This window comes from Streptococcus mitis, assembly GCF_047464945.1.
Classification (GTDB): Bacteria; Bacillota; Bacilli; order Lactobacillales; family Streptococcaceae; genus Streptococcus; species Streptococcus mitis_EA.
Genome location: NZ_JASHAX010000008.1, coordinates 1 through 13,285 on the forward strand (window position 1 = coordinate 1; position 13,285 = coordinate 13,285).

Below are 13,285 nucleotides of genomic sequence, written 5' to 3' on the forward strand. Positions count from 1 at the left end.
GAACCACGATATCATACAAACTAGAATAAGGACTGACATCCATAGTTAACTGATTATCAAGCATCATCTCACCTCATCTCTAGTATAACAAAAAAGCCATCAATTTGATGACTTTTTCAGTAGGCTCCACTAAGGTTCATGGCTCTTTTTACATAATCAAACTCCTGATAACCCGAGAGCAGGATATAGGCAGCATCTGGTAAGATCTCTTTCATTTCCCGAATCATATCAAGTCCTGTTTTGTCGGGCATATTGACATCGGAAATGATGACATCGACAGGATTTTCCTGAACATATTCTAGAGCTTCATCGGCATGACTGGCTGTTGCGACGACCTCCATATCCCACTTATCAAAGGGAATCAAACGTTTCAGACCTTCTGTCACCATGTACTCATCATCTACTAATAATACTTTATACATTTTCTCCCTTTCTACTCATCTTGAATTGTAATACGATACTGAACACCTGCTTGCTCTGCAGACTCTACACTAATGGCATAGCGATTCCCAAAATAGAGCACAAAACGCTCATGTACATTGGCAATCCCGATAGACTGCCTTTGATCACTGTAACTGGCTTGGTGTTCAAAGTTTCTCTGACTTAATTTTTCTCGGATATTTGCCAGCTTTTCAACCGACATTCCTCTACCATTATCGACCACCAAAATTTCCACAAAACCATCCTGTTTAAGAGCCTTGATGCTAATCACATTATCTGTCCGTCTGTGGTCAACACCATGCGCGAAATAATTTTCTACCAGCGGTTGCAAGGTAAACTTGGGAATCTTCATATTCTCTAACTCTGGATCTATCTTGAAACCATAGGCAATGGACTTGGGATAGCGAACCATGCAGAGATAGCTATATTTACGGCAAAATTCTAATTCCTGTTTGAGAAGAGTTTCTCTTTCGTCGGAAATATTGTTACGCAAGAGACTACTGAACTCATAAATGATATCTGCTAACTCATCTTGACTCTGCATAACTGCATACATGCGCAAGAACTCTAGCGTATTGTACATGAAATGAGGATTAATTTGAGCCTGCAAGGCTCGCATATTGGCATCTTTTTGACTAAGCTCTAATTGGTAAATATCATGGATATTCTTTTCCAATCGATCCAACATATCATTGGTGGTCTCTGCGATTAAAAGCAATTCCTGATCCTTTTCAAGCGTATCAATGCGAAGACCTTCTTGTCCTTGGGCAATAGCATGTATGGAATCCACCAAATCCACTACCTGCTTTTGATAATTAGCAAAGGTCTGCCTCAAAGTCAGATAGAGAATGACAATAAAGAGAAGGCTCAAACCCACAATCAAAGCAGAGCTAGCCACTGTTTCTTGTAAAACAAAGTTTTTAGGAACTGCCACCTGAACCTGGTAGCCATGAGAGGTCACACCAACAAACCAGTTCTCATGCTCCCTATTGACCCTCTCACCAATATGAAAAATCTCCGTATCAAAAGGCGATGTCACAGTCACAGCCATCGGGATATGACCTCGGGTATTGTCTACAGCATGGTATAAGATTTCTGGATCCAAGGAAATATAAACAACCCCTATAGATTGATCCGTCGCTGGGTCTAAAATAGGAACTCCAAAACTATTGGCCTCTGGTTTAAAGCCTTCCGCAAGTACCGAATGACCACCTCTCTCATTTCTGCTCGAAACATAAACTTCTTTAAAGTCCTGCAAGACGATTGCAACATCCGTTATATAGTCATTCTGGACATAAAGATCATCAATATTTTCATACAGAGAAATAGAAGTTGACGAAGCCGCTTGATGCTCCAACAGCCAATAAAAATACTCAGAAGTTGACAGGCTAAAGTACTTATAAACCCCTTGTATCCGGTCTTGATTGGCTACTAAATCTTGCGCTAGCTGGGCTGACTCGCGATAATAATATTCCACCTCTTCGACTGTTCGAGTAGTTACACGCTGAGCTACTCTCTGAGCTTCCTTTTCCCGTGAATCCCAGTCGGCGTAAGAGAGTAAGATTGCAAAACTCGCAATAATAATCATCATAACTGAACTATAGGTTCTCAGAAGCGTATGTAGCCAAAACTGCTTCATTCTATTTTGTCGCCAATTTTTCATGGATACTTTCATAGACCGGTTCCAACATATCACTGATAAAGAAATGCCACATCCCAATTCCTACAAAGAAGAGAAGAGCAGGCATATAGTAACCAATTGCCACAAGTAGCACTGTCCCAAGGAGAACCTTGGCCACAGCCGCTAAGCTCATAAAGATGCCAATCAAGGATAGTTTGAGACTATTTCGATAGGACAAATCAAAATAAACTTGTAATTTCAAAGATACTGTATAAGCCAAAAAGATCAGGGCAACTACTAGGACATTCAAAAAGGTCGCAATCAAATGAATAATAGTCTGATGAGGCAATTGCACCAAGAGATACAAGCCATAGACCAAAACTAAATCCACTCCTAAAAAGCTATAAAAAATCAGGTTGCTTGAAACAAAATTTTGCTTATAAAGAGACCAAGCCTCCTTCAAACTGTATTCCCGAAAGCTATAACCATGTTCTGCATACAAGCTCATCAAGGTGGCACTAGCCGGCGCTAGACCAAGGATAATCCCTCCCACCAAGGTTAATAACCAAAAGAAGGCTGTCGCAATCATCCCTAAAAAGAAACGATTAAAGACAAAGTCTAAAAATCTCCCCATGATATCCTCCTAAAAATAACTATGAAACTATTATATCATATTTCAAGCGTTTTCAAAAAATTCTAGTGCCCATTTACAATCCCATCAAACCGTGATACAATGAGAATTGTGAAAAAATGATCAGGAGACAATTCATGAAGAAATCTATCTTAACTACACTGCTTTTTGCAGTTCTTTACTTCCTCTGCATGGGGATTGGTGTCCTTTTGGGCAATCTCTTTGACCAAACTGGAAACATGTTTTATGCGCCTGCTTTTACTGCCCTTGTCGGCGGTAGCGTCTATATGATTCTGGTCGCAAAAGTTCCGCGCTTTGGAGCCATTACCACTATCGGCCTTGTCATCGCCCTCTTTTTCTTGGGAACTAAACACGGTGCTGGTGCCTTCCTTCCTGGAATTATCTGTGGTCTGCTAGCAGATGGAGTAGCTAACCTAGGAAAATACAAGGACCAAACAAAGAATTTCCTTTCTTTCATACTCTTTGCCTTTAGCTCAACTGGTCCAATCTTACTTATGTGGATTGCCCCCAAAGCCTATATAGCAACCCTTCTAGCAAGAGGAAAATCCCAAGAATATATCGACCGTATCATGGTTGCTCCAAATCCTGGAACCATCCTTCTATTTATCGCAAGTGTTGTCATCGGAGCCCTAGTGGGGGCCTTGATTGGACAAGCCTTGAGTAAAAAATTTGCACAGAAAATCTGATTACTAAAAAAGAGCCACACGGCTCTTTTTTATTTATGGCTCAATTTCTTGGTCAAGAAGTCTCCCAAGAATTGGATTGCAAAGATAATCAAAATGATAATGATAGTTGCCAAGATGGTCACATCGTGATTGTAGCGGTTAAATCCATAAGCGATGGCTACGTTACCAATACCGCCAGCTCCAACCGCACCAGCCATAGCTGTTTCACCAACAAGGGAAATCAAGGTCACAGTCGTCACACGGATCAAATCTGGAAGACCTTCTAGTAAGCCTGATTTTCCTAGGTTAAAATTTTTTACCCGAAAAACTTCTTTTTTCTAGTGATAAAATCAACCCTATCACACTCACTACCAAAAACACCCACCAACAAAGCCTGATATCTTGTAAAGCTAAGAAGGAAAATACAGACATCCCCAAGGGTAATGTTAGGGAAAAAATCATACTCAAGAGATTATTACTTCTAGCTAATACATCCGCACTCAAATTAGACAGTAACAGAGTATCTAATTTAGGCATTGATTTCGACATCAAATACATGACAAAAGCTAAGCAAGCAACACCTACTAGAGGAGAAAAATCTAAAATATTAGCAGTAGCAAGTAATACAAACAGAATTGCATTGAGCGATAGCAATCTTGAAAACGACCATTTACCAAAATAATCATGGGGAGTTAGGCTACCAATAATAGCTCCTCCCAAGCTAACACATTCAATTAAAAATAGGGCTTGAGCATAGCTGAGATGATAGATAGTATGGTCTAATAAGTAAAAGTGATAAATACCTCCAACAGCTCCTCCCAAAGTATTCATTACCAAAATGACAAGGATTATTTTAAGCAATGATTTACTTTCTCTCTGTCTAAAGATATCATCCATGTCCGCATAGATTGCCTTAACTTGTTGAAGTAAACTAATCGACTTATCCTCTACACTTACAGACAAATGAGTCAATTCTCTTCTATTTTTGAATAAAATGAGAGAAGATAGTAAAAAGAAACCAGCATTCACAATCGCAACAAAAGAAAAATTTTGATGACTGGTTGTGAGTAACCACACTCCTAAGGCTTGACCTCCTAGATTTGATAAATAGGAAACAAACTGAGTAAAGGAATAAGCTTCATAGAGCTTATCTTCTGAAATATTATGCTGGATAATCGGCATACGAAGGCCTGCTGTGTAATCTGATAAAATATCCGAACAGATATTAATCATACAGATAAAAGCAAACGTTACGAAGTTCGGGTCATGAATCACACTAGCAATCAAAAGAAATAGTAGACTTTGCACACAACCAACCCAGATAATTGTCCCTGCTTTATTCCGAGTATGATCAGCCTTAATCCCAACATAAAAAGTAAATAGAAAAGGTAAAATCGTAATCATATTCGCCATAAATACAGCTATATTTTTAAAGGGTAGACTCGCAGCATAAACGATAAATACCAGATTATAAATATAAGCTCCACTTGAGCTTAAAAACCTCGATAAGGTAAGTATCCTAAATAAATGATGTTTTAAGAATAGTCTCATAACAGACCTCCTTGGCAATCCAGTAAACTATCAATCTTCACTCTAGGAATAAGATTTTCTGTATTTAACCCCACGTCCTTTAGAATAGAACTAGTTATTAATAATTCTTTTGCTACTACAATAAATTCATTATTAGGAAAATATTTGTTAACTGCTAACAGAGTATCTGCTAACCCATCCATTCCCATCCAATATCCAGAAAACTGAGCATACTCAACCAATATACTCGAACTCAGATCCAAAATAATATCTTTGTATTTAAATGGATCAATATATAACAACATTCTTATGACCCCAGATGTTCCATCTAACAAATAAGGAGAAACTGTTGTGGTAGAATTTTTCAAAAATTTTCTACCACCTATGTCTAACAGATTAGATAATACAATCTCAATACCTCTACTTATAGTATATCTGCTGAAAGAAATTTTATGTAAAAAAATTAAAAATCCCGATAAACCATTTAAACCATAAGTATTAAAACTATCAAATATATCCAACGATTCATCAGAGGTTATATCTATACTTTCTGTAAAATCAAATCTTGACTCTAATAAATTCAGAAATTCTTCGTCACTTAGTGGTATAAATGCCGTACTTGAGGACGTAATTTTTGTTTCTTTCTGTCTCTCTGCATATATATTTGAAAATATTTTTTTAGCAGTATGTATATCTGGATTATCACTAAATAGATAATTTATTAGAATATCTATGTTCGTTACTATTCCTTTTTGAAGAAGTAATTCTTTTACTTTATTAGTTTTTAAAGCTTCTTCTTCTCTCAAGTGTAATCTCCCCAGTAAAAATAACATCAAGTTTGCAACTTTATAACAATCTGCTTTTTTACCTTCTATACAATTCCATTTTTTTAAACAAATGTCATTATAAATACCTACTGTCGGAGATTCAGATGATTGATATGAGTTTTCTAAGTCAATAAAATACAAATCTAACATTTCTGTAATCAGAATATTATCTGAATGAATATCATTCAACACAATATTTTCTTTATGAAAATATTCAACCACTTCAATTATTTTTTCAAAAATTCTTAATAAAGTAAGAAAATTGGAGTAATTTTTAATAATGTCACTACTAGAATAAGAATATAAGTTATAATCATCTACAAAATCTTTTAATGTGTAGCCGTCTATAAATTCATAAATAAAATATCCATTTGTCCATTCATTAATATTTTCAAGCGATTTGGGAATATATTTGATTAGCTTCTTAGATAACTCCCACTCTCTTTCTCTAAACTCCCTCTTTTCTACATTTATATATGATAAAACGAAATTACGGCATTCCTTTATCACAACTTTCCTATTATATTTTTTTGAATTAGCTAAATAGATATTACCGCCATTACTAGATTTTATTATTGAATTTATTTCATAATTATTAGACATGTATGTATCTTCAAATATTTGAGGTTCTTGAATATCTTCAATCCATTTAGGTAAGTCAAAATAAGATTTTTGATAATCTTGCCAAACTTCCCCATCTGGTCCATACATACTAGGTAAGCCGTCAATTAAATGCGCTTCATTAACAATATTACATCCAAATCTGTAGAAAATATTATTTGAATTTTTATATTTTCTATCACTTAGTATATAAATACCTTGGAAATCACAAGGTATTTTTTGATAAAGCTTTTCAAGTAAATCTATACAGTGATCTCTATTCTTTGGATAAATAGTTATAAACTTCCCTGATTCTGCAGATGATTCATTTTCTGAAAAATTTTTATAAATTTTATCAAAGTCAGACAAACATTTATACATAGTTCTTTCTCGTTCTAGCAACTTACTAACTATATCAAATACTTGTGTATAATTCTTTATAGTAGCAGAAATATGAATTTTAAAACCAAATTCTTCCAATTTATATAAATTATCATTATAGTATGTGAAGTCCATTCTATCCATAGTTCACCTTTTTACAAATAGATAAAGGAGTATGATATACAAATCTATACTCCTTATAAAATATTGCCAATCTGAGTTCATTATCCTTTATGAACTGAACATTTGTAAGTAGCTACAAATTCTTTGACTGGTTCTGCATGTTTTGATGCAGTCATTGCAAATTTTGTCATTTCTGTTACCTCCTTTGTTTTATGGAACCAGTATAACAAAAAAAGTGGGGCTCCCCACTTTTTTGTAATATATTTTTTCTGAAAATAGAAACTCTAGCGCCTAGAAACTACTAATTATCAATCCATCTACAAGGCTATTTATTTTTCATCAGTCGATGTAACGAGAATATATTACAAATCTTTATTTGAAAGCTGATTTGCAAAATAGTTTTCATAGTATCTTGCACCATCTACATACTCTAAATCTTGTAAGATTGTAATGCCTCTCTGGATTTTTTCAAGACCCTTATTTTTTACATTAAAAATAGTATCATAATACCCTTTAGCAATCATATAAATGATTTTAAGATAAGCTTGAGATTCTGGCAATTCTCGTTTTTCAATCTGAAAGATAAAATAATCTGCTTTTAATTTATCCTTTTCCTCTATCGCTTTAAAGAGTCCATTAATTAAAATGGTGTCAATACCAACTTTGTTACTAGGTAAAGAGCCTAATAAATCCGTCTTTTGCAACATCTCCCTAGAATATTTAAAATAGAGGGGCAGAGGAAACAAAGTAGAAATCGTTGAAAATAGTTCCAATTCATAATTTCCCCAGATGTCAATAGTAAAAAAATAGTCATAGAGAAAAGTCAATTCTTCATCCGTTGCTCTTATTTCTGAATCAAAAAACACAAGAAGGCTTTTGATACGAATCATTTGTAAAAGATAGCTTGTTTCACCACTTGATCTATACTTTTGAGTCGTCTCTTCATACAAGGAATGGAGAGAATCAATCCCTTCTCTATCATATAAATCCCAAAGATTTTCTTGAAAAGCCAAAACCTTTTTCTGAGAAAAACCACGTACCAAGTACATAAATTCATTCAAATCAGAGTGGATGTTATCTAAGGCAGTAATCAATTTCATAGATGATAGGTCTGCTTCTCCACGCTCAAATTTGCTCAGCATGGAATAAGTAAACTCTCCTCCCGTCGCCTCCTGTAGAGATACATTCCGACTCTTTCTCAATTCTTTAAAAACTTCTCCCAGATTTTGCATATTGACTCCCCACAATTCTTAACTCTCTTACTCATAAAAGTAACGGTTGATAGCAACCAGTACAGAAAATTTCAAGTCTTGACTATAACGACAACTCCTATGAATGATGTACAGATGGCCTAGTTCTCTTTATTTATGGCTCAATTTCTTGGTCAAGAAATCTCCCAAGAATTGGATTGCAAAGATAATCAAAATGATAATGATGGTTGCCAAGATAGTTACATCGTGATTGTAGCGGTTAAATCCATAAGCGATGGCTACGTTACCGATACCACCAGCACCAACCGCTCCAGCCATAGCTGTTTCACCAACAAGGGAAATCAAGGTCACAGTCGTCACACGAATCAAATCTGGAAGACCTTCTGATAGGTAAACACCCACGATATCCCAGAATGTCGCTCCGCTCGCTTGAGCCGCCTCAATAACACCACCATCTAGCTCAGCCAATACCACCTGTACTTGACGGGCAAAGAAGGCAAAGACTGCAAAAGATAGGGGTACAATAGCCGCATTTGGACCAATGCTTGTCCCTACGATTAGATGGGAGAAGGGTGACAAGACTGCCAAGAGAATGATAAATGGCACCGCACGGAAAATAGAGGTAATCTTATCCAAAATCCAGAAAACGACCTTATTTTCCAAGACACCACCTGGCGCTGTCAAGACAAGGAAAAGACCGGCTACCAGTCCCAAGAACCCTCCGATGATGAAGGAAAGAACTGTCATATAAAGGGTTAAGTAGATGGCTGTTCCCCAGCCTGCTTGACCAGCCCAGCCCATTTTATAAACATTTGGTAAATAGGTTTGAATCAATGATTCCATCTTACTGTCCTCCCTTCAATACTTTTAGTTGTACGCCTGCTTGACGAATGGCTTCTTGGGCGCCTGCCAAAGCTGCTTTTTCACCTGACAAGACCACAACTAATTCTCCAACAGGAGTTCCATCGAGTATTTCGATATTTCCATAGAGGATATTAGCCGTTACTTGATAATGCTTGTACAATTCATTCAAAAGTGGCTCGTCTGTTGAAGCACCTGCATACTTGAGTTGCACCAAAAGGCTGTTTTCAGACAAGTGTTCCACGATTTCTTGCTTCTCGATTTTGACCATGGCTTCGTCAATACCTGTAGCTGTTGAGATAAAGTCTTGAGTCAAAGGTTGTTTAGGATCTGAGAAGATTTCAAGGACACTACCCTCTTCAATTAAATGCCCATCCTGCATAACTGCCACACGGTTGGCAATGTCTTTGACAATCTGCATTTCATGCGTAATCAAGACAACAGTTAAGCCTAATTTTTGGTTCAAATCTTGCAACAAGGTCAAAATCTGCTTGGTTGTCTTAGGGTCAAGGGCAGAAGTTGACTCGTCTGAAATCAAGATTTTTGGATCATTTGCCAAGGCACGCGCAATGGCCACACGCTGTTTTTGCCCTCCAGATAGTTGTGAAGGGTAGTTTTCAGCACGGTCCGCCAAACCAACCAAGTCCAACAACTTGGCTACTTTAGCCTTCTTTTCTTCCTTGCTGAGTCCAGAGTGTTTGAGGGCAAAAGCCACATTCTCCTCTGCTGTCTTTTGGCTCATCAGGTTAAAATGCTGGAAAATCATTCCGATATCTTGACGTTTACGACGCAACTGCTCTGCCGTCAAGGTCACCTTGCCATCAAAAATCACATCGTCGTCAATGGTGATTTTCCCTGCAGATGGTTTTTGCAAGAGGTTAATTACCCGTACAAGGGTTGATTTACCTGCTCCAGAATATCCAACGATTCCGTAGATATCCCCTTCTTGGATGTGAATAGTCACATCCTTGACCGCTGTGATGGTTCTCTTCTTCTGATGAAAAGTCACATCGATCTGATCTAACTTGATAATATCTCTACTCATAGCTTCTAATCAGCTCCTCTACTAATTCAATATGGGTGTAATAATCGGCGATTCGCACATTCTCATCTCCACCGTGGTCTCGACTATTGGCATTTCCTAGACCGAAGGCCACCATTGGCACCTCTAGGGCATCAAAGACCGTATGCATAGGCCCTGTCCCCGCTGTCGTCGGCAAGACTGAAACGCCCTGTGGATAGAATTTCTTGGCCAACTCGATCACATTAAGAATGGCTGGCGCGCTCATATCGCTTCGATAGCTCATCTCTCCCAAGGTATAGTATAATTCTACCTTATCAAAGCCATTTTTGTCTAGCTGTTTCCGAATTTTTTCCAGAACATCATGCGGTTCTAGACCAGGAACCAAACGAACTTCTAGCTTAGCGCTAGCTTCTGCAGGTAATATCGTTTTAACTCCTTGCCCTTGATAACCTGCCTGAATCCCTTCGATATTAAGGGCTGGTTCAAAAAAGAAACGTTTTAGAAAGGCTGCACGCTCCTCTTGTAAGAGAGACAATTCCAAACCATAAATCTGGCTGATTTCCCCTGGATTTCGTTGGGCGTAAGTATCCACCAAGGCCAATTCACGTTCATTTGGTTCTTGCACTTCTTCGTATAAGCCTTCAACCAAGATACGGCCATCTGCAGCGCGAAGAGACTGTAAGGCTTGGAGGAGATACCAAGGAGCTGATTCCACAACCCCACCATAACTAGAGTGAATATCGACATCAGCGCTTTTTACCTTGGCATCAAAGGTCACAATCCCCTTATTTCCACCAGAAATTTCCAGCTGTTCCAAGGCATTTTTAGTCCCTTGTTCCCAGACCAACAAATCTGCACCACGGAGTTTGTCCGCATGTTTTTCCAGATACTTATCTAGGTCTGTCGAGGCCGATTCCTCCGCACCCTCCATGATAAAACTGATATTGACAGGCAGATCATCATGGTGCTGCATATATTTTCTCAAAGCACTCAAACGAGCTGTGATATGACCCTTGTCGTCATCAACCCCACGCCCATACATGAAGCCATTGCGCACTGAAAGCGTAAAGGGATCCTCTGTCCAGACCTGATCCCCATCCGCTGGTACAGTGTCATAGTGGTTATAGAAAATCAAGGTTTTGGCATCTGGGCGCGAACTCTTGAAATGAGCCATGACAAAAGGCGCCGTGTAAGTCTCATCAATCTCCACTTCAGCCCCAACACGCTTGAAAATCTCACCCAGATAGTTGGCAACTTCTTTGAGACCCACCTGTTGGGCAAAGACCGACTTCTTAGAAATCAAGGTACGCAAAACCTCAAAATAGTGCTGGGCTACATGATCCTTTTCAAATTTTTCAATCTGTTCTTGTTCGCTAGGAAAAACCATATTCTCTCTACCTTTCTATGAACTACTCTTCCTGACAATCCATGCTCTATACAAAAGCAAGAGGTGGAATTTTCTCTCCCACCTCCCTGTTTCTTATTACCAAACTGGTTGATCCAAACCGTCTGATGTTTCTTCGATAACTTTTTTCACGTCATCTGTGTGGTAAGCTGCGATCACTTTCTTGATAGCATCAGCTTTTGGTGATGTTTCCCAATCTTTTTTCGCAACGATGATGTTGTACCATTGTTTTGAATTTTCATCAGCTTGTTCTTTGAAAAGTGCTTTCTTGTAGTCCAATTTTGCTTCTGTAACGAAGGTATTGTTTACAACGGCAGCGTCAACTGATGACAATGAACGAGCTGTTTGGCTAGCGTCCAATTCAGTGATTTTCAAGTTCTTTGGATTTTCTTTGATGTTAGCAACTGTTGCAAGAGCAGTTCCTGACACGTCCAATTTAATCAAGCCAGCTGATTGAAGCAAGTAAAGCGCACGGCTTTCGTTTGTAGCGTCGTTCGGTACAGCGATTTCTCCGTTTGCTGGGATGTCTTCTACTTTAGTGTACTTGTTGTCACTTCCATTCAAACCTGAGTAAAGGCGAATTGGAGAGATGTAAGTATCTGCAATCGCTACAAGGTCTTTTCCGTTTTCTTTGTTCCAGTTGTTCAAGAAGTTATAGTGTTGGAAAGCGTTCAAGTCTACTTCACCATCAGCAGTTGCCTTGTTTGGTTGTGAGTAGTCTGTGAACTCTGTAAATTCCAAGGTAATTCCGTCTTTTTTAACCAATTCTTGGATTTTGTCCCAACGTTTTTCTTCAGAACCGCTACGGTTAACAGTTGCGATTTTGATAGTTGTTGCATTGTCTGCTTTCTTTTCTGAGTTTCCGCAAGCTGCAAGAGCCAAACCTGCGACTGCAGCAAGGGCTGCTACACCAAGCCATTTTTTAATTTTCATGATTCTTTCTCCTTAAAAATAATACCGTACTAGTATCTCACAATTTGTTTGATTTCACAAATTGTTATTATGTAGTCAGATATATAGTTTAAAACTATATCCTTAAAAACTGAGAAATCATCCACCTTATTCAGAATGGATGATTTCAAAAAATTATTTAATATCAGCTTCTGCTGGTAGGTAAGTGTCTCCGAAGAATTGTTTAGACAATTTTTCAAGAGTTCCGTCTTTGTAGAGTTCTTGGATACGTTTGTCTACAAATGTTTTCAACTCATCTTGACCTTTAGCAAGAAGTGGGTAAACATAAGGTTGTTGGTCGCTTGGAAGTTCGATCACTTTCAAGTTGTCCAAACCTTGGTCCTTGATGACTGTTTCAACACCGATTTTATCAAAAATCTTGTAGTCAAACTGGCCATCGCTCAAGCGTCCCATGATTTGTTGGAAGTCCGCTTTAGTATACTTTAGGACAGTTGGATTATCTGAGTGTTGTTTGTTGTAGTCTTCTAACTGTTTAGCAGAAGTTGTCCCTTGAACAACTTCTGTTGATTTTCCACCGATATCATCAAGCGATTTGATGCTAGGGTCATCTTTTTTCACTACAAGAACGTTAGGGTTTTTAGCAGTTGGAGCTGCATAAAGGTATTTTTCAGCACGTTCTTTAGTGTAGCTGATGTTGCTAACAGCCATATTGTAACGGTCGGCATCAAGTCCTGCAAAGACTCCTGACCACTCTGTCTTCTCAAACTTGACATCATACTTGTCAGAGTCTTTAAAGATAGCGCGAACCACTTCAATTTCGTAACCAGTCAATTCGCCATTTTCTTCATAGTTGAATGGTTTTGGTGTAGCATTAGTTGCAACGATAATTTCTTTCTTGCTAGCTGCTTCTCCTTCTTTCTTAGCACCACCTGAGCAAGCCGCAAGCACACCTGCAGCAACAAGTCCTAAGGCAGCAAGAGATGAGTATTTAACGATTTTTTTCATGTCATTTCCTCCAAAATAGAATACCTT

11 protein-coding genes and 2 pseudogenes are annotated in these 13,285 nt (G+C 38.0%); 1 reads left to right on the forward strand and 12 read right to left on the reverse strand.

Translation table 11 applies throughout. From position 1 onward, the window contains the following. Window positions 1-128 precede the first annotated feature (128 nt). The 3 genes and pseudogenes from QM424_RS08240 to QM424_RS08250 all read right to left on the reverse strand — a co-directional run. A pseudogene (locus QM424_RS08240) lies at window positions 129-422 on the reverse strand (response regulator); the annotation flags it as partial. 11 nt (window positions 423-433) lie between these two features. After that, window positions 434-2,104 (reverse strand): sensor histidine kinase, encoded by a 1,671-nt coding sequence (locus tag QM424_RS08245; RefSeq protein WP_414394165.1) that lies wholly within the window; start codon window positions 2,102-2,104, stop codon window positions 434-436. Continuing rightward, window positions 2,082-2,696 (reverse strand): YesL family protein, encoded by a 615-nt coding sequence (locus QM424_RS08250; RefSeq protein ID WP_045605177.1) that lies wholly within the window; start codon window positions 2,694-2,696, stop codon window positions 2,082-2,084. The genes QM424_RS08245 and QM424_RS08250 overlap by 23 nt, the downstream gene beginning before the upstream one ends. A 134-nt stretch (window positions 2,697-2,830) precedes the next feature. Between QM424_RS08250 and QM424_RS08255 the strand changes: the two genes are divergently transcribed. Next, window positions 2,831-3,400: an MptD family putative ECF transporter S component gene (locus QM424_RS08255; protein WP_101782095.1), complete on the forward strand. Its 570-nt coding sequence runs from the start codon at window positions 2,831-2,833 to the stop codon at window positions 3,398-3,400. A gap of 29 nt (window positions 3,401-3,429) precedes the next feature. Here QM424_RS08255 and QM424_RS08260 read toward each other — a convergent pair. From QM424_RS08260 to QM424_RS08300, 9 genes and pseudogenes are all read right to left on the reverse strand, one after another. Continuing rightward, a pseudogene (locus QM424_RS08260) lies at window positions 3,430-3,669 on the reverse strand (ABC transporter permease); the annotation flags it as partial. Between the two features lie 16 nt (window positions 3,670-3,685). Then, window positions 3,686-4,930, reverse strand: coding sequence for an MFS transporter (locus tag QM424_RS08265; RefSeq protein ID WP_414394168.1), 1,245 nt, complete (start codon window positions 4,928-4,930; stop codon window positions 3,686-3,688). Beyond that, window positions 4,927-6,861, reverse strand: coding sequence for a class III lanthionine synthetase LanKC N-terminal domain-containing protein (locus QM424_RS08270; protein WP_049502606.1), 1,935 nt, complete (start codon window positions 6,859-6,861; stop codon window positions 4,927-4,929). The genes QM424_RS08265 and QM424_RS08270 overlap by 4 nt, the downstream gene beginning before the upstream one ends. Before the next feature lie 341 nt (window positions 6,862-7,202). Continuing rightward, entirely contained in the window at window positions 7,203-8,072 is an 870-nt protein-coding gene (locus QM424_RS08275) for a helix-turn-helix domain-containing protein (protein WP_049502605.1), read from the reverse strand. A gap of 129 nt (window positions 8,073-8,201) precedes the next feature. After that, entirely contained in the window at window positions 8,202-8,894 is a 693-nt protein-coding gene (locus QM424_RS08280; protein ID WP_000444647.1) for a methionine ABC transporter permease, read from the reverse strand. 1 nt (window position 8,895) lies between these two features. Continuing rightward, window positions 8,896-9,957, reverse strand: a complete 1,062-nt coding sequence (locus tag QM424_RS08285) for a methionine ABC transporter ATP-binding protein (protein WP_219967144.1) — start codon at window positions 9,955-9,957, stop codon at window positions 8,896-8,898. Beyond that, the gene (locus QM424_RS08290; protein WP_261116012.1) at window positions 9,950-11,323 is read right to left on the reverse strand and encodes a M20 family metallopeptidase; all 1,374 of its coding nucleotides are present in this window, start codon (window positions 11,321-11,323) and stop codon (window positions 9,950-9,952) included. Before QM424_RS08290 ends, QM424_RS08285 begins: the two co-directional genes overlap by 8 nt. 96 nt (window positions 11,324-11,419) lie before the next feature. Continuing rightward, on the reverse strand, window positions 11,420-12,274 hold the full coding sequence (locus QM424_RS08295) for a MetQ/NlpA family ABC transporter substrate-binding protein (RefSeq protein WP_000694519.1): 855 nt from the start codon (window positions 12,272-12,274) through the stop codon (window positions 11,420-11,422). Window positions 12,275-12,427: 153 nt separating this feature from the next. Further along, entirely contained in the window at window positions 12,428-13,258 is an 831-nt protein-coding gene (locus QM424_RS08300) for an amino acid ABC transporter substrate-binding protein (RefSeq protein WP_004254995.1), read from the reverse strand. Between the last annotated feature and the right edge of the window lie 27 nt (window positions 13,259-13,285).

What these genes read in the sequence shown, in the direction of transcription:
- QM424_RS08245 (WP_414394165.1), bottom strand. Translation starts at nt 2,104, where the DNA reads ATGAAAAATTGGCGACAAAATAGAATGAAGCAGTTTTGGCTACATACG.
- QM424_RS08250 (WP_045605177.1), bottom strand. Translation starts at nt 2,696, where the DNA reads ATGGGGAGATTTTTAGACTTTGTCTTTAATCGTTTCTTTTTAGGGATG.
- QM424_RS08255 (WP_101782095.1), top strand. Translation starts at nt 2,831, where the DNA reads ATGAAGAAATCTATCTTAACTACACTGCTTTTTGCAGTTCTTTACTTC.
- QM424_RS08265 (WP_414394168.1), bottom strand. Translation starts at nt 4,930, where the DNA reads ATGAGACTATTCTTAAAACATCATTTATTTAGGATACTTACCTTATCG.
- QM424_RS08270 (WP_049502606.1), bottom strand. Translation starts at nt 6,861, where the DNA reads ATGGATAGAATGGACTTCACATACTATAATGATAATTTATATAAATTG.
- QM424_RS08275 (WP_049502605.1), bottom strand. Translation starts at nt 8,072, where the DNA reads ATGCAAAATCTGGGAGAAGTTTTTAAAGAATTGAGAAAGAGTCGGAAT.
- QM424_RS08280 (WP_000444647.1), bottom strand. Translation starts at nt 8,894, where the DNA reads ATGGAATCATTGATTCAAACCTATTTACCAAATGTTTATAAAATGGGC.
- QM424_RS08285 (WP_219967144.1), bottom strand. Translation starts at nt 9,957, where the DNA reads ATGAGTAGAGATATTATCAAGTTAGATCAGATCGATGTGACTTTTCAT.
- QM424_RS08290 (WP_261116012.1), bottom strand. Translation starts at nt 11,323, where the DNA reads ATGGTTTTTCCTAGCGAACAAGAACAGATTGAAAAATTTGAAAAGGAT.
- QM424_RS08295 (WP_000694519.1), bottom strand. Translation starts at nt 12,274, where the DNA reads ATGAAAATTAAAAAATGGCTTGGTGTAGCAGCCCTTGCTGCAGTCGCA.
- QM424_RS08300 (WP_004254995.1), bottom strand. Translation starts at nt 13,258, where the DNA reads ATGAAAAAAATCGTTAAATACTCATCTCTTGCTGCCTTAGGACTTGTT.